This is a genomic window from Bradyrhizobium sp. WSM471 (assembly GCF_000244915.1).
Lineage (GTDB): Bacteria > Pseudomonadota > Alphaproteobacteria > Rhizobiales > Xanthobacteraceae > Bradyrhizobium.
This window is the reverse complement of record NZ_CM001442.1, coordinates 2,116,064-2,134,397: the sequence shown is the minus strand read 5'-3', so window position 1 is coordinate 2,134,397 and position 18,334 is coordinate 2,116,064. Positions and strand designations below refer to the sequence as shown.

Here is an 18,334-nt window from a genome sequence, read left to right as displayed (position 1 = left end):
GAGGCGATGCGGCGGATCGGCAGACGGGACATCGTTGCAGCGATCCTGATTGCGCTTCTTGCAGGCGCCATCGTGACGTCTCCGCCGCTGCAGACGCTGCAGGGCCTGTCGCTCGACATCCTCACGGCACTGCGGGGCAAGCTCGTCGGCGACCACCGCGATCCCGCGACATCACCGGTCGTCGTCGTGGCCATCGACGGCGAGACCTACGACACTCCGCCGTTCAAGGGATCGCCAACGCAGACCTGGACGCGCGAGATCGGCCGGGTTCTCGGCAGCATCGACGACGGCGGCGCCAAGGTCATCGGCTTCGACGTCATCTTTCCGAGCTCGATCGAGCAGTCGGAGATTCCCTTCGGCGACGCGTCGCTGGGCAGCCGCATGAGAGGCTTCGATCGGGACTATCTCATCGCCCTGCGGAAGCTGTCCGACAGCGGCAAGCTGGTGCTCGGCGAGATCCTGAGCAACGACCATCAGGAAAGGCCCGACCGCGCGCAGCAACTGGCGGTGAGAAACAATATCCGCGCCCTCAACGTCCATACCGACACCGACGACGTGATCCGGCGGATGCCGCTGAGCTTCTCGATCGACGGCAAGCCGGTCCCCGCGATGGCGGTCGAGCTCGCCGCGCGCGCGCTCGCTGTAAAGCCCGAGATTGCACCGTCCGGAACGACCGAATTGTCCGGTTATGCAATTCCGAGCGCGGTACCAAATACACTGGCGCTCAATTTTCGTGGACTGGGCCGCGACATTCCGACTTTCTCCTTCGCCGATCTGCGAGCCTGCGTCGAAAAAGGCGACAGCGATTTCTTCCGCCGCGCCTTCGGCGGCAAAGTCGTGCTGCTCGGCACCGCCCTGAATTTCGATGATCGCAAGCTCACCTCGATGCGACTGTCCGGCGGATATGACGGAACGCCGGGGCCCCGATGCGCCCAGCCCGCCCCGGCAAGCACCGCACAAAAGGCCCGCAGCGACATCGCCGGTGTCCTCGTGCATGCCAACGCGGTACGAAATCTGATCGAACGCGATGCGGTGACCGAGCTCGGCTTTCCACTGCGGAGCATTCTCACCATCGTGTTGGCGGCGATCGTGGCCTGCGCGGCTTGCGTGCTCGCACCGGGTGGCGCACTGATCGCATGGCTCGGCCTCATCGCGGTATACGCCGCTGTGGCCGTCGGTGCATTCGTCTATGCCTTGGCGCTGCCGCTGACGGAGCCCGCGCTCGCGAGCCTCGCCGCGCTCGCGATGATGATCGGCTACCGTTTCGTGCTGGCCGATCGTGACGAGCGATTCCTGCGCAAGAGCTTTGCGTTTTATCTCGCCCCCGAAGTGATCGACACCATGGTTGCCTCCGGCAAGATGCCGGCGCTCGGCGGCGAAATGCGCAACGTCACCATGTTCTTCTCCGACCTGAGTGGCTTCTCCTCCATCGCCGAGACGATGACGCCGGGCGAGCTGGTGACGCTGATGAACGAATATCTGTCGGCCATGACCGACATCATCGAGAGCCATGGCGGCTATGTCGACAAATATATCGGCGATTCCATCGTCGCCATGTTCGGTGCGCCCGCCGACGATCCCGCGCATGCGCGCCACGCCGTCCATGCGGCACTGAAATGTCACGCAAAGCTGGCGGAGCTCAACGCCGGCAGCGCCGCCTTCGCCGGCCACGGCCTGTCGCACCGCATCGGGCTCAACAGCGGCGAGGCCGTGGTCGGCAATATCGGCTCCCGCCGCCGCTTCAATTACACCGTGATGAGCGACACCGTGAACGTCGCCTCGCGGCTCGAAGGCGCCAACAAATATTATGGCACCGCAATCATGGCCTCAGAAACGACTGTCGCGCAGACAGGCAATACTTTCAAATGGCGCGAGCTCGACTCCATCAAAGTGATAGGACGCGGCGAGGCGATCAAGGTGTTCGAGCCCCTCGCGGAGAAGGGCACGGAGAGTGCCGGGCAGACGAAGGTTGCCGCCGCGTATGCAGAAGGGCTGGCGTGCTGGCGGGCAAGCGAGTTTGCGAAGGCGGCTGATGCGTTCGGGCGAACGGCGGAAATGGATTCGGCGTCAGCGCTTTTTGGCAAGCGCGCGACTGCGCTCGCTACAAATCCACCGGCGTCGGATTGGACGCCGGTGAACATCCTAGAAGGAAAGTAGCGCAGCGTCGCACCGCTTTTCGGGTCCACTCCACGCTAGAACGGCAACCCCACATAATTCTCCGCCAGCAGGCGCTGCGCCGTCTCGGACGACAGCAGATACTCCAGCTCCGTCTGCTGAAGCCTGTCTTCATACTCGGAACGGTCGGGGAAGCGATGCAGCAACATCGTCATCCACCACGAGAAGCGTTGCGCCTTCCAGATCCGCGCCAGCGCCTTGGCGGAATAGCCCTGAAGCCCGGAATCATCGCCGTTCTGATAGTGCGCGAGCATGGCGTGGTAGAGATAATAGATGTCGGAGGCGGCGCTGTTCAGCCCGCGCGCGCCGGTCGGCGGCACGATGTGGGCGGCATCGCCGGCGAGAAACAGGCGGCCGTAGCTCATCGGCTCGGCGACGAAGCTGCGCAACGGCGCGATGCTCTTCTCGATGGACGGCCCCGTGATCAAGCGGCCGCCTACCTCGTCCGGCAAACGACGCTTCAGCTCGGCCCAGAACGCATCGTCGCTCCAGTCCTCCACCTTGTCGGTGAGCGACACCTGGACGTAGTAGCGGCTCAGCACTTGCGACCGCAAGGAACACAGCGCGAAGCCACGCTCGTGCTTCACATAGATCAGCTCCGGCGAGACCGGTTTCGTGCGCGACAGCACGCCGAGCCAGCCGAACGGATAGATCTTTTCGTATTCCCGCAGCACGTCCTTCGGGATCGACCTGCGGCTGACGCCGTGAAAGCCGTCGGCGCCGACAATATAGTCGCAATCGACTCGAACGGTCTCCCCATTCGAACGATAGGTCACGTACGGCCGGTCCGAGGTCAGGTCATGCGGCGTCACGTCCTCGGCATTGTGCACGACGTTGCCGCCGAGGCGGTCGCGCGCCTCGTAGAGGTCGCGCGTCAGCTCGGTCTGGCCGTAGACCAGCACCGAATTGCCGCCGGAATGCTTGTAAAGGTCGATCTGGGAGAGCACGCCGTCATGGGCGATCTCGAATCCCTTGTGGATCTCGCCCTCGCGGTCCATCCGCTCGCCGCACTGTGCCTCGCGCATCAGCCTGGCGAAGCCGTGCTCGAGCACGCCGGCACGGATCCGGGCAAGCACGTGGTCGCGGCTGTATTTTTCCAGCACGACCGTGTCGATGCCCTTGAGGTGCAGAAGCTGGGACAACAGCAGCCCGGACGGCCCGCCGCCAATGATACAGACCTGGACTTTCATTTTTGCGTCCTCCTCGGCACTTTCTTGCAGATTCAGCGCCGCTGACCGATGGAGGCTTTCGTCTTTATCTTGTACTATTCGAACATGAGAAGCGCAGCCCCCGCCCCGGCGATCCGGGTCTACAATTTGTTCGGCGAGTCCGGCGATCTGCCCGATGTCGTGCATTGCGAGACGATAGCGTCGCGCTCGGTGCTGCACGACTGGACGCTGGCCGTGCACCGCCATGCCCGGCTGCACCAGGTGCTGCTGATCGAGCGCGGCGGCGGCGAAGCCACGCTCGACGGGCGCGTGGTGCAGCTGAAGCCGATGCAGATCGTCAACGTACCTGTCGGCCACGTCCATGGCTTCCGTTTCGTTCCTGATACCCAGGGCTGGGTACTGACCATCGCCGCGGAAATATTGGACGAAGCGCTGCTCGCCTCCGAAGGACTGCGCGGCGCCTTATCGCGCTCGGCCGTGATGCGCGGCACGCCGCAGATCCGGACCACCATGAAGCAGATCTTTGCCGAACATGCCGCGCGCGATTTCGGCCGAGCGCATGTGCTGCGTGCACTGTCGGCGGCCATGATTGGGCTGGTAGCCCGCGCGCTCACCGGCGAGAGCGGCGGCAACGGCACGGCTGAAAGCGGTCTATTCCGCCGCTTCGAAGCGCTGCTGGAACAGCATCATCTGGAACGCTGGAGCGTCGCGGACTATGCGGGTGCGCTGTCGATCACGCCGACCCATCTCAACCGGGTGACGCGGGCAGCAACCGGCGACACCGCCTCTCACCTGATCCTCAACCGGTTGATCCGCGAAGCGCGGCGCAACCTCGTCTACACCAATTTGCCGGTCTCGACGATCGCCTATGCGCTGGGCTTCGAGGACCCCGCCTATTTCAGCCGGGTCTACGCCGCCGCCACGGGCGTGTCACCGCGCGCCTTTCGCGCGCAGCTCCACGGCGAGGAGACCTGAGACGATCACACGTCGAAGAACACCGTCTCTTCCGGCCCCTGCAAATTGATCGTGAAGGAATACACGATCTTTCCGGCGCGTTCGCTGCGCCTTGCGATCAGAGTCGAGCGCCGGACCTGCTGCTCGATCAGGTTGAGCACGGGGTCGGCGGCGTTGGCGGCCTCTTCGTCCGAGAAATAAAGGCGCGTGTTGAGACCGATGTTGATACCGCGCGCGACAATCCAGACATTGATGTGCGGAGCGCCTCTGCGGCCCGTCTTGTCGATGATCGCGCCCGGTTTGATGGTTTCGAAGGTGACGAGACCGCTCTCGAAGTCGGAGCCGGCGCGGCCCCAGCCACGAAATTCCTCGACCAGCGAGCCGATCGACCGATCGGCCGCATGGTTGTAGCGGCCGGCCGCGTTCGCCTGCCAGATCTCCAGCAGCACGTCGCGCAGCGGCGTGCCGCTGCCGTCGATCACCTTGCCCTCCAGCGTGATGCGTTCGCCTTGCGTGTTCGGCGTCACCAGCACGTTGGAGAAGTTCTTCTCGAAAATGTCGAAGCCGGCCATGGCCGGGATCAATCCGATATGCACGTAGGGCCCGGCCGTCTGCGAGGCGGTTTCCTTGAGGTAGTTGAGCGGCTGCGGCATGGACCTAGTTCCCTGCGGTGCGATTTTCGAAGTAAGTGGAGCGCCGGCCGCGCAAGATGATGTCGAAGCGGTAGGCCAGCGAGTCGAACGGAGCCGATGCGTTGAGGTCGAGCGGCGCGACGAGGCGCTCCAGCGCATCCTTGTCCGGGATCGTCGTCAGGATCGGGCAGACCGGGATCAGGGGATCGCCCTCAAAGTACATCTGGGTGATCAGGCGTTGTGCGAAGCCCGAGCCGAACACCGAGAAGTGGATGTGAGCAGGACGCCAGCTGTTGACGTAGTTGCGCCAGGGATAGGGTCCAGGCTTCACGGTGCGGAAATAATAGTAGCCGGTGTCGTCGGTCAGCGCGCGGCCGCAACCGCCAAAATTCGGATCGATCGGCGCCAGATACGTGTCTTTCTTGTGCCGGTAGCGGCCGCCGGCATTGGCTTGCCAGAACTCGACCAGCGTATTCGGGACGCCGCGGCCGGTCTCGTTCAGCACGCGGCCGTGGACGATGATGCGCTCGCCGACGGGGTCGCCGTCCTTGGCGTAGTTGCGGATCAAATCGTTGTCGAGGGGGCCGAGGTCGTTGTGCCCGAACACCGGCCCCGTGATCTCCGAGACCGAGTTCTCAAGCGACAGCAGCGCCTGGCGCGGCGAGCGCAGCACCGAGGATTTGTAGCCCGGCGCGTGCGCCGGCGGATGCATGGAACGGTCGCGCTGGAAGAAGCCACCGTCACCAAGCGGTGGCGTGAACGGCGCGGGGCGGTTGAGGCGGGGATCCCGCAAGGCTGGCGCCTGGGCATGCATCGGCGTTGTCTCTCCCTCTGGCGCCCCGTTGGGGCGCACGGCTTATCGGGAGATGATGACGCAGGCTATTCTCAAGATAAATAGATCGATTACAATGAATACCATGAAAAAAATCGATCATTTGGCGCTCGATGGCCACGCGCTGGAGCTGTTCCTAGCCGTACTGGAAGAAGGCTCGGTGACGGCGGCCGCAACGCGGCTCGGCCTGACACAATCCGCGGTCAGCCACGCCCTGAATAAGCTGCGGCGGATCGTCGGCGATCCGCTGTTTGCCAAATCCGGCCGCGGCATTGTGGCTACGGCGCACGCCCAGGCGCTCGCCGCAAAGGCGCGAGCGCTGATCGACGAGATGAGGAGCTTTGCCGGTGGCGTCACGTTCCAGCCGGCGAGCGCGCAGCTTTCGCTGACAATCGCGGCGAACGACTTCCAGCGCGACCTGCTGCTGCCGCGGCTCTTCGATCATGTCGCCGCGCAAGTGACGAACCTGAACCTGCGCGTGATCCCCTCGCAGTCGCCCTCGCCGGCGATGCTGCGGGAAAACCGCTGCGACCTGCTGATCACGCCGCTACCGCCATCCGGCGTGGACATCGTGCAGAAGCGCCTGCTGCAAGACCATTACGTTTGCTACTATGACTCCAAAGCGCGTGCCGCGCCGGCTACGCGCGGCGCCTATCTCGCGGCGCGTCACATCACGGTGGTCTACACTGACAATGAGCGGCTCGACTTCGATCGCCGGCTTGCAGCCGACGGCTTCCACCGCGACATCGCGATCTCCGTGCCGAGCTTCTCCGGCGTGCCGTCCTTCCTGCGTGGCTCGCAGATGCTGGCGAGCATGCCGAGCCTGTTGGCGCCCGGCGTGATGCACGGCTTCGCGCATGTGCGGATTCCGCTGGCCTCGCGCACGCGAACGCTGGCCGAGCTGCCGATGTTCATGGTCTGGCACCAGCGCTATCAGAAGGACCCGGCGCATCGCTGGATCAGAAGCCAGCTCGAGACCGTGGCGGCGACGGCCTCGCACCCCGTCCCCGCGAAAACCTGATCCCCGTCAAACCCACTGGTTGCGCCGGGGCGGCCACGCTAGAATTCCCCCATGACAGTGACCGACATTGCGAGCCGGACCTACAATCACAGCTGGCGGCTGGATCCCATCATCCGCAGCCTGCTTGATACCGACTTCTACAAGCTATTGATGTTGCAAATGATTCGGGAATCTTACCCGAACCAGCAGGTGACATTCTCGGTCATCAACCGATCGCGCCATGTCCGGCTCGCCGAGATCATCGACGAGGGCGAGCTGCGCGCCCAGCTCGACCACGCCCGCACCATCCGCTTCACCAAGAAAGAGCTGATCTGGCTTGCCGGTAATACTTTCTACGGCAAGACCCACATGTTCTCGGCGGACTTCATCCGCTGGCTCGCCGAATTCCGGCTGCCCGAATACGAGCTTCGCAAGGTCGAAGGCCAGTACGAGCTGCACTTCCACGGGCCGTGGAGCCATACCACGATGTGGGAGATTCCTGCGCTCGCCATCCTCAACGAATTGCGCTCGCGCGCAGCGATAAAGGGCCGCGGCCGCTTCGAGCTCGACGTGCTCTATGCCCGCGCCAAGGCAAAGCTGTGGACCAAGGTGGAGCGCCTGCGCAAGCTTGATGGCCTCCGGCTCTCCGACTTCGGCACCCGTCGCCGCCATGGCTTCCTCTGGCAGCGATGGTGCGTGGAGGCCGTGAAGGAAGGCCTGGGCCCGTCCTTCATCGGCACCTCCAACGTGCTGCTCGCGATGGACAATGATCTCGAAGCCATCGGCACCAACGCCCATGAACTGCCGATGGTCGCGGCTGCGCTGGCCAGGGACGACGAGGAGTTGCGCTGGGCGCCCTACCGCATCCTCGACCAGTGGCGCCAGACCTATGGCGGCAACCTCTTGATCGCGCTCCCCGACGCTTTCGGCACCAAGGCGTTCCTGCGCGATGCGCCGGAATGGGTCGCAGACTGGACCGGCTTCCGCCCCGACAGCGCGCCGCCGATACAGGCCGGCGAGGAGATCATCAAATGGTGGGAGCAGAAGGGCCGCAATCCCAGGGACAAGCTGCTGGTCTTCTCCGACGCGATGGACGTGGGCTCGATCGAGGAGACCTACCACCACTTCGCCGGCCGGGTACGGCTCTCCTTCGGCTGGGGCACCAATCTCACCAATGATTTCGTCGGCTGCACGCCGGACGGCTCGTTCAACCTCGATCCGATCTCGCTGGTGTGCAAGGTGTCGTCGGTCGACGGACATCCGGCCGTCAAGCTTTCCGACAATCCCGAGAAGGCGACCGGCCTGCCTTCCGAGATCGAACGTTATTTGCGCGTCTTCGGCGACGCCGGCCGCGTGCGCAAGCCGGTGCTGGTCTAGCGCCAGAGCAATCTCTCCATCAGGTAAACCACTTGGGGCAAATGCGCGACATCGGCGCGCCGATGCCGCGTCAGTTCCGGTTCGGCGGCATTTGCGACGATCTGCAAGCATCCAGTTCACAACGCCTTCACCCTGCGACGCAGTCTCCTGGCATTTTCAAGTCGAGTTAAGCACCTTTCGTGGGTCATCCGCGTTATGAGCGGATCGCTCCGCTGGGGTCGTTGAGCGACTTGGGGAACGCAAAGTGTTTCGCAGAACAGCGCCGTCGACAAAGGGACGCAGCTTCCTTCACGTCATCAAGCTCGTTTCGCCTTTCGTCACGGTCGTTCTGCTGCAGGCGGCGATCGCCGGGTTCAGCCTGGAGGTGATGTCCTCGGTTCGCGCCTATGTCGCGGGCGAAGCGCTATGGTCGCGCTCGCAGAAGAACGCCGTCTATTTCCTCAATCTCTATCTGCATTCGGGCGACGCCAGCCAGTTTGCGCAATATCAGACCTCGCTGGCCGTTCCCATCGGCGACGAGTTCGCACGCTGGGCGCTCGAGCGCGATCCGGTCGACGTCGAGGCCGCCCGCATCGGCTTCCTGCAAGGCGGCAACCATCCCGATGACGTGCCGGGACTGATCTGGCTGTTTCGCTACTTCAAACAGGTCAGCTTTCTCAAGGAAGCGATCCGCGAGTGGGCTGCCACCGACCCTATGCTGCTGGAGCTGAGCGTGTTCGGCGAGGTCATCCGGTCAGAATTGAAGAACGGGGCGATTCAGGACGGCAACCGCCTGCAATTATTGTCGTCGCGGCTCTCGGAGCTCAACACTCAGTTCACGGTCCACGCCAACCGGTTCTCCACCGTCCTCGGCGAAGGTTCGCGCGCCATCAAGATGACGCTGACTGGCATCAATGTCGTCACGGCCGTGACGCTGATCCTGCTCCTGATCTGGCACACGCGGCGATTGGTGCTGCAACGACACGCGTTCGAGGACGCCTTGCATGCCGAGAAGGAGCGCCTGGCCTGGCAGGCGTCGCACGACTGGCTGACCGGCTTGTCCAACCGCCGCGCCTTCGAGGCCCGCCTGCAAAGCGAGTTGGACGACACCGCGGCGGGTTCGCTGGGCCTGATCCTGCTCGATCTCGACCAGTTCAAGGAGGTCAACGACAGCTGCGGTCACCTCGCCGGCGACCGCCTGCTCTGCCAGATCTCGCGTCTCCTGCAACAGGAGCGGCGGCCGCATGACCTGGTAGCCCGGCTCGGCGGTGACGAATTCGGCTTAATCCTTCCGCAATGCACGCCGTACGACGCCGTGGATATCGCCGAACGGCTGCGCCGGTCGCTCGAGCTATCCGTCTTCGCGTGGGATGATCGTTGCTTTGCAGTGACGGCCAGTATCGGCGTTACCTGCATCACCGACGGCAACACCACCCTCGAGGACGCTATGCGGCGTGCGGATGCCGCCTGCTATCGCGCCAAGGAGAACGGACGCAACATTGTTCAGGTCGACAACGGGACGACGGACGTCATCGTCGTCACCTCGCGGCAGCGCAAGGCCGCCAGCGCGTAGCAGCGCTCAGCACTTTATCGTACTCGCAGAATCCCGAGCCCCGCGAGATGCGCATCCAGAAATTGCTCGACCTGCTGGCGCAGCATCTGCGGTGGCACGGCCAGCATGCGCTCTTCGAGGCCGAGCGAGATGATCCCGTGCACGGCGGAAAACAGGGTGCGTGACAGCAGCGCGATCTGCACGTCGTCTGCATTCGGAAGCAGCCGCACCAGGGGCGCGTGCATCAACGCGAAGGCGTCCATCACCATCTGAAGGATGTCATCGGGGTAAGGGCGGTCGTCCTCCATCCGATGTTCGAACAGCGAGCGCAGCAGATTGGCGTGCCCCGCGAAGAATTCGAGGTAGGTCGCAGCCAGCCCGTAGAGCTGGCGAACCGGATCCTCGGCCGGAACCTGGCGCAGCCGCACCGTCAGCGCATTAACGGTCTCCCGATTCACGGTCAGGATCACGCCGTCGAAGTCGCCGAACTCGTTATAGACACTTCCAACCGAGCAGCCGGCGGCGTCCGCGACGTCCCGGACTTTCAAGGATTTCAGTCCTTTAGTCGCAATAATGCTGCGAGCGATCTCCACGATCTGCTGCCGCCGTCGAGATTTTTTTCGGTCCCGCAACGATTCGTCTTGAACATTGTTCATTTTCAGGATACTCATTTGAACAATGTTCAATTTAACCCGGAGACCTGCAAAATGCAAATCCTCGCTGTTGATATCGCCTCCACCCTCGTCGATGACGCCACAGCTCTCGTGACCGGATTTGGCCGCGCCTTCCTACGGTTCGCGACGGGGCCGATCGATCGCATTGCAAATGCCTGCGACATTGCCGGCGTCCTGACGGAGCGCCGGGCGACCTTCCGGATGTGGCGGGCCAACCGCGGCCGTGCCCGTCATGAGGGCCGCCGCATCAGCCTGCTCGGCCGCCTCTCGCCCTTTCGCAGCCTCGCCCATCTCACCTGAGGCGCGCACGCCACCCTTGCCGGCGCGTGATAGAGCCGCGACCGACCATTTGCGAACCAAACGTCGCCACGCGGAGACCAACAGGATCGGAAGGCAAAGGCGCAGAGCAGGCCGGGGACGATCGTCGTCAACCCGCAAATGCCCGTCGCATCTCTTCCGGTCGACGGCCCACCCGACAATGAAACAAGCTCAGACAGCGTTTCCAAAACAGGACTAGTCATGATCAGGGATTTGATGTCGTCACGCCGCTTCGCGCCGCTGTTCTGGGCGCAATTCTTCTCGGCGCTGAACGACAACGTTCTGAAGAACGCACTCGTCATCATCCTGCTTTACAGCGCCGCAACCGGCCACGGAGATGCGCTGGTGACGGTCGCGGGCGCCGTCTTCATCTTCCCCTATTTCATCCTGTCCGGGCTCGGCGGCCAGCTCGCCGACAAATACGTCAAATCCGTCGTCGCAAGGCGGCTCAAATTCGCCGAGATCTTTGCCGCGGGCTTTGCCGCGGCCGGCTTCTTCCTGCACTCGGTGCCGCTGCTGTTCGCCGCGCTCGCACTGTTCGGCGTCATCGCCGCGCTGTTCGGTCCCGTGAAATACGCGATGCTGCCGGATCAGCTCGAGCTCGGCGAACTCGCGACCGGCAACGCGCTGGTCGAAGGCGCGACCTTCATGGCTATCCTGCTCGGCACCGTTGCCGGCGGCCAGTTCGTGGCCGGCTCCGCACATATGGGCTGGGTCGCATCGGCCGTGGTCGTGCTGGCCCTGCTGTCCTGGGCCTTCGCCTCCCGCATTCCCGCGACGACGCCGTCCGCGCCCGATCTGCCGGTCAACGGCAATCCCTGGACCTCGACGCTCGGCCTGTTGAAGACGCTGCACGCCGACCACCGGCTGTGGGACGGCACCGTGATCGTCTCCTGGTTCTGGCTGGTGGGCGCCATCGTGCTCTCGCTGCTGCCGGCGCTGGTCAAGGAGGTCATCGGTGGTACCGAGGGCGTGGTGACGTTGTGTCTCGCGATCTTCGCAATCGGCATTGCCATCGGCTCGCTGTTCGCCGCGAATCTGAGCCACGTTCGCCCGAACCTCGCGCTGGTGCCGATCGGCGCCATCATGATGGGGTTTGCCGGCATCGACCTCGCCTGGGCGATCGGCGTGACCGCCAAGGGGCAGGACATCACCGCGGGCGACTTCGCAACCTCGTTCGCGGGACTGCGCATGCTGGTCGATTTCGTCGCTTTCGCATTCGGCGGCGGGCTGTTCGTCGTGCCGTCCTTCGCCGCCGTCCAGGCCTGGTCCGCCCCCTCCGAGCGCGCCCGGATCATCGCCGCCGGAAACGTGCTGCAGGCCGCCTTCATGGTGGCCGGCTCGCTTTTCGTCGCGCTGCTGCAGGCCGGCGGATTGCACATCGGCTGGATCTTCTTCGGTCTCGGCGTCGCCAGCTTCGGCGCAGTCTGGTTCGTGCTGACGAAGTGGGGCAAGGAAGGCGTGCGCGACTTCGGCGGGCTGCTGTTCCGCGCGCTGTTCCGCACCGAGGTCCGCGGGCTGGAGAACCTGCCGCCTGCTGGCACGCGCATGCTGATCGCGCCCAACCATGTCAGCCTGATCGACGGCCCGCTGCTGCACGCCGTGCTGCCGATCGACGCGAGCTTCGCCGTTGATACCGGCATCGCCAAGGCCTGGTGGGCCAAGCCGTTCCTGCGGGTGGTCAAGCACTACACCATGGACCCGAGCAAGCCGCTGGCCGCGCGCGACCTCATCAAGCTCGTCGCCGCCGGAGAGCCGGTGGTGATTTTCCCCGAAGGACGCATCACCGTCTCCGGCTCGCTGATGAAGGTCTATGACGGCACCGCGATGATCGCAGACAAGTCGGACGCGGTCGTCGTCCCGGTCCGCATCGAAGGCGCCCAGCGCTCGCATCTCAGCTATCTCAACGGCAGCCAGATCAAGCGCTCGTGGTTTCCGCGAGTGACCGTGACCATCCTGCCGCCGGTCAAGCTTCCGGTCGACGCGGCGCTCAAAGGCAAGGCGCGCCGCAATGCCGCCGGCGCGGCACTTCAGGACGTGATGATCGACGCCATGGTAAAGAACGCCATGCTCGATCACACCCTGTTCGAGGCGCTCGGACACGCCTATCGCGACCGCGACACCGGCAAGGTCATCGTCGAGGACGCGCTCGGCACCAAGCTGACCTATCGCAAGCTGATCCTGGGCGCCCAGGTCTTGAGCCGAAAGCTGGAGAACGGCACCGCTGTCGGCGAGAATGTCGGCGTGCTGCTGCCGAATTCCGCAGGCGTTGCCGTCGTCTTCATGGCGCTGCAAAACATCGGCCGGGTGCCGGCGATGCTCAACTTCTCGGCTGGCCCGGTCAATGTGCTCGCCGCCATGAAAGCCGCACAGGTCAAGACCGTGCTGACGTCGAAAGCTTTCATCGAGAAGGCCAAGCTCGACAAGTTGATGGCCGCGATCTCCGCGGAAGTTCGCGTCGTCTATCTCGAGGATGTCCGCGCCTCGATCGGCACGGGCGACAAGATCAAGGGCCTGCTCGCCGGTACTACGCCGCGCGTCGTTCGCCAGGCGAGCGATCCGGCCGTCGTGCTGTTCACGTCGGGTTCGGAAGGCACGCCCAAGGGCGTGGTGCTGTCTCACCGCAACATCCTTGCGAACGCCGCACAGGCGCTGGCGCGGGTCGATGCCAACGCCAATGACAAGGTGTTCAACGTGCTGCCGGTGTTCCACTCCTTCGGGCTGACCGGCGGAATGATGATGCCACTGCTCGCGGGCATTCCGATCTACATGTATCCCTCGCCCCTGCACTACCGGATCGTGCCCGAGCTGATCTACCAGACCGGCGCCACGATCCTGTTCGGCACCGACACGTTCCTCACCGGCTACGCGCGCTCGGCGCATGCCTATGACTTCCGTACGCTGCGCCTGGTGATCGCCGGCGCCGAGGCAGTCAAGGATCGCACCCGGCAGGTCTTCATGGAGCGCTACGGCATCCGCATCCTCGAAGGCTATGGCGTCACCGAGACGGCGCCGGTGCTGGCAATGAACACGCCGATGGCCAATCGTCCCGGCACGGTCGGACGCCTGTCGCCGCTGATGGAAAGCCGCCTCGACCCGGTCCCCGGCATCGAGGAAGGCGGACGCCTCTCGGTGCGCGGACCGAATGTGATGCTCGGTTATCTCAGGGCCGAAAATCCCGGCGTGCTCGAACCGCTCGCCGAGGGCTGGCACGACACCGGCGACATCGTCGCCATTGACCCGGCCGGCTTCATCACCATCAAGGGCCGCGCCAAGCGCTTTGCCAAGATCGCCGGCGAAATGGTCTCGCTGTCGGCGGTCGAGAACATCGCGACGACGCTGTGGCCGCAGGCCGCATCGGTCGCGGTGTCGATCCCGGATCCCCGCAAGGGCGAGCGCATCGTGCTGCTGACGACAGAGAAGACTGCCGAGCGCAGCGCAATGCAGGGCCAGGCCAAAGCGATCGGCGCGTCCGAGCTGACCGTTCCCGCGGCGATCATGGTGGTGGACAAGGTGCCGCTGCTCGGCACCGGCAAGACCGACTACGTCACCGCAACGACGATGGCTCGCGAGCAGGCCTCAGGCGCGGAACGCGCGGTAGCGTGAGCGAGATGCGCGAGGCGCCTCAATCAGGCGAGGCGCGATGCCCTCATCGGTCGCTTCCGATCGTCTGAATCTCAGGAGCCGGCTTCACTGCGTCGCTCCTGCGCGTAACGCACCAGCGCCGCGAAGCGATAGATGCCGTGCACGAACTTGCCGTAGGGCGTGGTGATGAACAGCGCGAACACTGCACCCAAATGCAGCGCCAGCAGCGGCCCCATGGCTGCAGTCTCGCGCAGAATCAGAAGCAGCATGCCGGTGAAGCCGGTTAGGAACAGCATGGCGATGAAGCCGACATCCATGCCGTAGCGCTGCTCGTCGAGCAGCGCCGGATCGCGCCGCATCTTGGCGACGAACAGGCCGATCGGGCCGATGATCAGGCCGAGGCCACCGAGCGTGCCGAGCACCACTGGCAAATCCCACCACGGATACGGCGCCTCGCGGCCGAGCAGATAGTGATACAGCGTGGCGACCGAGGTCGCGGCGAAGCAGAGCAGGAAGCCGTAGAAGGTCAGGTGATGGAAAAGCTTGCGCCGGTCGGTCGGCTTGTCATCCTCATTGTAGCAGCCGACGCCGCCACCATGGAGATAGCGCAACTCACCAGCGTCCCGCATCGCCTGAAAGATGGAGCCACCGTCCGCACGGCCGCCGATGGGCGGGCCGATATCCCGCCAGAAGGCACGCACGCTCATCACCAGCGCGAAGATCGCATAAAGGAAGGCGGCGCTGAACAACGCCGCCATCGCGTTGTGCGGCATCAACTTGTAGAACGCGCCGGGGCCGGTGTGCACGCCAAACAGCACGCTGCGGTCGTTCAGGGCTGCAAAGCCGAGGATGAAAGCGGCCATGCTCAGCGCGGCGACGATGCTGATGACGAGACCGTTGCGTGCGAAGGCACCGGACAGCGCCTGCGGCCAGGCATAGACCGCATAGGATTCCGCGCGCGCGATCGCCAGCGTCCGCGGGACGTTGACGTTGAATTCGTGCGGGGGCGAGAACTGGCAGTCGACGTAGCAGGCGCCGCAGCCATGGCAGAGATTGGCGAGATAATTGAGGTCGCCGTCGGAGAAGGCGCGGCGCATCTCCATGGCGGGAAATACCGCGCAAAGACCCTCGCAGTAACGGCACGAATTGCAGACCGTCATCAGGCGGTCGGCTTCGTCGAGAATTCTAGTTCCGTGCATGTTTCGCCGCTTCCCGTCCTGCGATCCGCCCGAACACGCTGCCGATGGTCATGCCCATGCCGGCCGCATAACCCTTGCCGAGCACGTTGCCGGCCATGATCTCGCCGGCCGCGAACATGTTGGCCGACGGCTTGCCGTCAGCCATCAGCATCCGCGCTTCCCTGGTCACGCGCGTGCCGAGATAGGTGAAGGTGATACCGGGCCGCACCGGATAGGCAAGATAGGGCGGCGTCTCGATCCGCCGCGCCCAATGCGTCTTCGGCGGTGTCATGCCTTCGGTGCGGCAATCGTCCAGAATGGTGTGGTCGAAGGTGCCGGGCTGCACCGCCGCGTTGAATTCGGTGATGGTCTTTTCCAGCGCGGCCGGATCGAGCTCGAGCTTGCCGGCGAGTTCGGCAATCGTCTGCCCTGCGATCGGAGGGAACAGCGTCGGCATGAAGCTGGTGACAACGGTCGAGTCGAAGATAATGTAGGCGATCTGGTCGGGCTGCGCGGCCACCAGCCGGCCCCAGATCGCGTAGCGCTTCGGCCAGATGTCCTCGCCCTCGTCATAGAAACGCTGGGCGTGCTTGTTGACGACGATGCCGAACACAACGGAGTCGTGGCGCGTGATGATGCCGCCGTCGAATTTCGGCGCGCGGGCGTCGATCGCGACCGCATGGCACTGGGTGGGATCGCCGACCTCCTGCACGCCCTTGTCGAGCAGCATCTTCAGGATTGAGCCGCGGTTATAGGGCGTGCCGCGGATCAGGAAATTGTCGGCGGCCTCGCCCCAATATTGCTTCAGCCATTCGATGTTGGCCTCGAACCCGCCGGCGGCGGCGACCAACGACGTCGCGCGGATCTCGGTGTCGCCCTTGATCGGCCGTTTGAGGCGGGCGGCGAGGAACATGCCGTCCTCGATCACGAGGTCGGTGACCTCGGCGTCGTATTCGACCTCGACGCCGAGCTTCTCGGCGGTGAGATAAAGTGCGTTCAACATCGCGCGGCCGCCACCGAGAAAGAAGGAGTTGGTGCGACCGAGGCTCAGCGTGCCGCCGAGCGAGGGCTGCCAGCGCACGCCCTGCTCGACGATCCAGTTCAAAATGTCCTTGGACTCACGGATCATGTGCCGGGCGAGCGCCTCGTCGGTTTGGCCGCCGGTGACGCGCAGCAGATCCTCCCAAAACTCCTCCTCGCTGTAGGGGCCGGTGAGGATTTCGGTCGCCTCGTTATGGGCGCAGCGCATGTTGCGGGTGTGGCGGGTGTTGCCACCGCGATAGAATTTTGGCGCGCCTTCGAGCACCAGCACCGACGCCCCACCGCGTCGCGCGCTGATCGCCGCGCACAGCGCCGCGTTGCCGCCGCCGATCACCAGCACATCGTATTTGCTGCTCATGCCGTCTGCCCGATGCGACGAAGTTGGAGACATTCTGCCGCCGGCGGCCCCGGTCAATCCGGAACCATTGCGCACCTTTGTATACAAAGATATACGGACGTCCGGCAAGTGGCACCGCTGCATGGGCAGGATGCGCGTGGCGAGCCCACGAGGATGCATGGCACGACGCCCGACAAAGGCAGGCGGCTCGATCTCGCGCGGCGGCGGCGTGGCGCTCGGCGAAGCCGTGTTCCGCTCGCTCTGCGAGGCGCTGCAGGCCGGCAGCTACCGCGCGGGCGACCGCCTGCGCGAGGAAGAGGTTGCCCAGCGGCTGAAGGTCAGCCGTACGCCGGTGCGGGAGGCTCTGGGGCGGCTTGCGGCACGCGGATTCGTCGAACCTGCCGGAGGCCGCGGCCTGATCGTACGCAACCTCGACATCTCGGAGGTGCTCGAGCTCTACGCCATGCGCGAGATCATGGAGGGCGCCGCCGCCCGACTTGCCGCGGAGCATGCCTCGACGCCCGAAATCGATGCACTCAGGGATATCGAGCAGGCTTTTGTCGAAGCGTCCGAGACCGACGCGGCCGAGATGGCAGGAGAAATGGCAAGAGAAATGGCAAGGCTCAACCGCGCCTTCCACGAAGCGATCTGCCGCGCCGCGCGCAACCGCTATCTCGATAACGCTTCACGGGAATTGCAGGACTGGATCGCCCTGCTCGGTCCAACCACGTTCACGGTATCCGGCCGCCCCTCGACCAGCCACAGTGAGCACCAGGCCATCATCGACGCCATCGCGGCTCGCGACGGCGGCAAAGCGGAGCAGCTCGCGCGCACACACATTCGCGAAGCGCTACGCTGTCGGCTAAAGCTGTTGCAAAAGCAGTAGCAGAGCCCGGCGCTCAGGCGACCAGTTCTGCGGCAATCGCCTTCAACACGTCCCGCACATCGCCTGGACTGAGCCGCACCTGCAGCCCACGCTGACCGCCATTGACGTACACTTGGTCATGCGCGAGCGCGCTTCTCTCGATCACGGTGCGCACGGGCTTCCGCTGCCCGAACGGGCTGATGCCGCCAACCTTGTACCCCGTGAGGCGCTCAGCCTCCGGCGGCTTCATCATCTGCGCCGACTTGCCGCTTGTCGCGGCGGCAAGCTTTTTCATCGAAACTTCCTGGTCGGACGGGACGATCACGCAGACCGGTTTGCCGTCGACCAGCGCCATCAGCGTCTTCAAGACGCGCGCGGGATCTTCGCCGAGTGCAGCAGCCGCCTGGAGGCCGATGCTCTCGGCATCGGGATCATAGTCGTAGGTATGGACGGTGAAGGCAACGCTTGCGGCTGTGAGCGCGCGTGTGGCTGGGGTGGCTTTGGACATGGACGATGTTTACCACCGCCGCTGCTAGGAGCGAAGCGACGGGTACGGCGCACTCTCTCTCCGAGTCGTCCTGGCGAAAGCCAGGACCCATTGCCCCAGGGAGGTGTTTGGCGAAAATTCTAGCCCGGTACTGCGACCAGCCACAATCGATGGATCAC

General features: G+C 64.4%; 15 protein-coding genes. 8 read left to right on the top strand and 7 right to left on the bottom strand.

Annotated features, from left to right (window positions below):
- Nucleotides 1-6: 6 nt before the first annotated feature.
- Complete coding sequence (locus BRA471DRAFT_RS09370) at nt 7-2,157, top strand: adenylate/guanylate cyclase domain-containing protein (protein WP_007606555.1); 2,151 nt, start codon at nt 7-9, stop codon at nt 2,155-2,157.
- A 35-nt stretch (nt 2,158-2,192) separates the two neighbouring features.
- Here the strand turns inward: BRA471DRAFT_RS09370 and pobA are convergent, their stop codons facing one another.
- Nucleotides 2,193-3,365 (bottom strand): 4-hydroxybenzoate 3-monooxygenase, encoded by a 1,173-nt coding sequence (pobA, locus tag BRA471DRAFT_RS09365; RefSeq protein ID WP_007606554.1) that lies wholly within the window; start codon nt 3,363-3,365, stop codon nt 2,193-2,195.
- Between the two features lie 48 nt (nt 3,366-3,413).
- Here pobA and BRA471DRAFT_RS09360 point away from each other — a divergent pair, with 48 nt between their 5' ends.
- Nucleotides 3,414-4,319 carry a helix-turn-helix domain-containing protein gene (locus BRA471DRAFT_RS09360; protein WP_007606553.1) on the top strand — a complete coding sequence of 302 codons (906 nt, stop codon included), beginning with the start codon at nt 3,414-3,416 and terminating at the stop codon, nt 4,317-4,319.
- A gap of 5 nt (nt 4,320-4,324) precedes the next feature.
- Here BRA471DRAFT_RS09360 and pcaG read toward each other — a convergent pair whose 3' ends face one another.
- Together pcaG and pcaH are read right to left on the bottom strand one after the other, a co-directional pair.
- The gene (pcaG, locus tag BRA471DRAFT_RS09355) at nt 4,325-4,951 is read right to left on the bottom strand and encodes a protocatechuate 3,4-dioxygenase subunit alpha (protein WP_007606551.1); all 627 of its coding nucleotides are present in this window, start codon (nt 4,949-4,951) and stop codon (nt 4,325-4,327) included.
- Between the two features lie 4 nt (nt 4,952-4,955).
- The gene (gene pcaH, locus BRA471DRAFT_RS09350; RefSeq protein WP_007606549.1) at nt 4,956-5,744 is read right to left on the bottom strand and encodes a protocatechuate 3,4-dioxygenase subunit beta; all 789 of its coding nucleotides are present in this window, start codon (nt 5,742-5,744) and stop codon (nt 4,956-4,958) included.
- Between the two features lie 94 nt (nt 5,745-5,838).
- Here pcaH and BRA471DRAFT_RS09345 point away from each other — a divergent pair, with 94 nt between their 5' ends.
- From BRA471DRAFT_RS09345 to BRA471DRAFT_RS09335, 3 genes are all read left to right on the top strand, one after another.
- Nucleotides 5,839-6,783 carry a LysR family transcriptional regulator gene (locus tag BRA471DRAFT_RS09345; RefSeq protein WP_007606548.1) on the top strand — a complete coding sequence of 315 codons (945 nt, stop codon included), beginning with the start codon at nt 5,839-5,841 and terminating at the stop codon, nt 6,781-6,783.
- A 51-nt stretch (nt 6,784-6,834) separates the two neighbouring features.
- Nucleotides 6,835-8,139, top strand: a complete 1,305-nt coding sequence (pncB, locus tag BRA471DRAFT_RS09340; protein WP_007606547.1) for a nicotinate phosphoribosyltransferase — start codon at nt 6,835-6,837, stop codon at nt 8,137-8,139.
- Nucleotides 8,140-8,383: 244 nt separating this feature from the next.
- Nucleotides 8,384-9,691, top strand: coding sequence for a GGDEF domain-containing protein (locus BRA471DRAFT_RS09335; RefSeq protein ID WP_007606546.1), 1,308 nt, complete (start codon nt 8,384-8,386; stop codon nt 9,689-9,691).
- 14 nt (nt 9,692-9,705) lie between these two features.
- Here BRA471DRAFT_RS09335 and BRA471DRAFT_RS09330 read toward each other — a convergent pair whose 3' ends face one another.
- A complete protein-coding gene (locus BRA471DRAFT_RS09330) occupies nt 9,706-10,326 on the bottom strand; it encodes a TetR/AcrR family transcriptional regulator (protein ID WP_007606545.1) in 621 nt (206 codons plus the stop codon).
- Between the two features lie 51 nt (nt 10,327-10,377).
- On the opposite strand from BRA471DRAFT_RS09330, the gene BRA471DRAFT_RS09325 reads away from it, so the two are divergent.
- Together BRA471DRAFT_RS09325 and BRA471DRAFT_RS09320 are read left to right on the top strand one after the other, a co-directional pair.
- Nucleotides 10,378-10,644 (top strand): hypothetical protein, encoded by a 267-nt coding sequence (locus tag BRA471DRAFT_RS09325; RefSeq protein ID WP_007606544.1) that lies wholly within the window; start codon nt 10,378-10,380, stop codon nt 10,642-10,644.
- 219 nt (nt 10,645-10,863) lie between these two features.
- Nucleotides 10,864-14,268 (top strand): acyl-[ACP]--phospholipid O-acyltransferase, encoded by a 3,405-nt coding sequence (locus tag BRA471DRAFT_RS09320; RefSeq protein ID WP_007606543.1) that lies wholly within the window; start codon nt 10,864-10,866, stop codon nt 14,266-14,268.
- Nucleotides 14,269-14,339: 71 nt separating this feature from the next.
- Here BRA471DRAFT_RS09320 and tcuB read toward each other — a convergent pair whose 3' ends face one another.
- Both tcuB and tcuA read right to left on the bottom strand, forming a co-directional pair.
- Complete coding sequence (gene tcuB / locus BRA471DRAFT_RS09315; RefSeq protein WP_007606542.1) at nt 14,340-15,446, bottom strand: tricarballylate utilization 4Fe-4S protein TcuB; 1,107 nt, start codon at nt 15,444-15,446, stop codon at nt 14,340-14,342.
- Entirely contained in the window at nt 15,433-16,824 is a 1,392-nt protein-coding gene (gene tcuA / locus BRA471DRAFT_RS09310; protein ID WP_007606541.1) for an FAD-dependent tricarballylate dehydrogenase TcuA, read from the bottom strand. The genes tcuB and tcuA overlap by 14 nt, the downstream gene beginning before the upstream one ends.
- A 157-nt stretch (nt 16,825-16,981) precedes the next feature.
- Here tcuA and BRA471DRAFT_RS09305 point away from each other — a divergent pair, with 157 nt between their 5' ends.
- Nucleotides 16,982-17,689 carry a GntR family transcriptional regulator gene (locus BRA471DRAFT_RS09305; protein ID WP_007606540.1) on the top strand — a complete coding sequence of 236 codons (708 nt, stop codon included), beginning with the start codon at nt 16,982-16,984 and terminating at the stop codon, nt 17,687-17,689.
- A gap of 13 nt (nt 17,690-17,702) precedes the next feature.
- On the opposite strand, the gene ybaK is transcribed toward BRA471DRAFT_RS09305, so the two are convergent.
- A complete protein-coding gene (gene ybaK, locus BRA471DRAFT_RS09300) occupies nt 17,703-18,176 on the bottom strand; it encodes a Cys-tRNA(Pro) deacylase (RefSeq protein ID WP_007606538.1) in 474 nt (157 codons plus the stop codon).
- Nucleotides 18,177-18,334 lie beyond the last annotated feature (158 nt).

Bases quoted from the DNA above. Each gene is read 5' to 3' on its own strand.
- BRA471DRAFT_RS09370 (WP_007606555.1), top strand. From the start codon at position 7: ATGCGGCGGATCGGCAGACGGGACATCGTTGCAGCGATCCTGATTGCG.
- pobA (WP_007606554.1), bottom strand. From the start codon at position 3,365: ATGAAAGTCCAGGTCTGTATCATTGGCGGCGGGCCGTCCGGGCTGCTG.
- BRA471DRAFT_RS09360 (WP_007606553.1), top strand. From the start codon at position 3,414: ATGGAGGCTTTCGTCTTTATCTTGTACTATTCGAACATGAGAAGCGCA.
- pcaG (WP_007606551.1), bottom strand. From the start codon at position 4,951: ATGCCGCAGCCGCTCAACTACCTCAAGGAAACCGCCTCGCAGACGGCC.
- pcaH (WP_007606549.1), bottom strand. From the start codon at position 5,744: ATGCATGCCCAGGCGCCAGCCTTGCGGGATCCCCGCCTCAACCGCCCC.
- BRA471DRAFT_RS09345 (WP_007606548.1), top strand. From the start codon at position 5,839: ATGAATACCATGAAAAAAATCGATCATTTGGCGCTCGATGGCCACGCG.
- pncB (WP_007606547.1), top strand. From the start codon at position 6,835: ATGACAGTGACCGACATTGCGAGCCGGACCTACAATCACAGCTGGCGG.
- BRA471DRAFT_RS09330 (WP_007606545.1), bottom strand. From the start codon at position 10,326: ATGAACAATGTTCAAGACGAATCGTTGCGGGACCGAAAAAAATCTCGA.
- BRA471DRAFT_RS09325 (WP_007606544.1), top strand. From the start codon at position 10,378: ATGCAAATCCTCGCTGTTGATATCGCCTCCACCCTCGTCGATGACGCC.
- BRA471DRAFT_RS09320 (WP_007606543.1), top strand. From the start codon at position 10,864: ATGATCAGGGATTTGATGTCGTCACGCCGCTTCGCGCCGCTGTTCTGG.
- tcuB (WP_007606542.1), bottom strand. From the start codon at position 15,446: ATGCACGGAACTAGAATTCTCGACGAAGCCGACCGCCTGATGACGGTC.
- tcuA (WP_007606541.1), bottom strand. From the start codon at position 16,824: ATGAGCAGCAAATACGATGTGCTGGTGATCGGCGGCGGCAACGCGGCG.
- BRA471DRAFT_RS09305 (WP_007606540.1), top strand. From the start codon at position 16,982: ATGGCACGACGCCCGACAAAGGCAGGCGGCTCGATCTCGCGCGGCGGC.
- ybaK (WP_007606538.1), bottom strand. From the start codon at position 18,176: ATGTCCAAAGCCACCCCAGCCACACGCGCGCTCACAGCCGCAAGCGTT.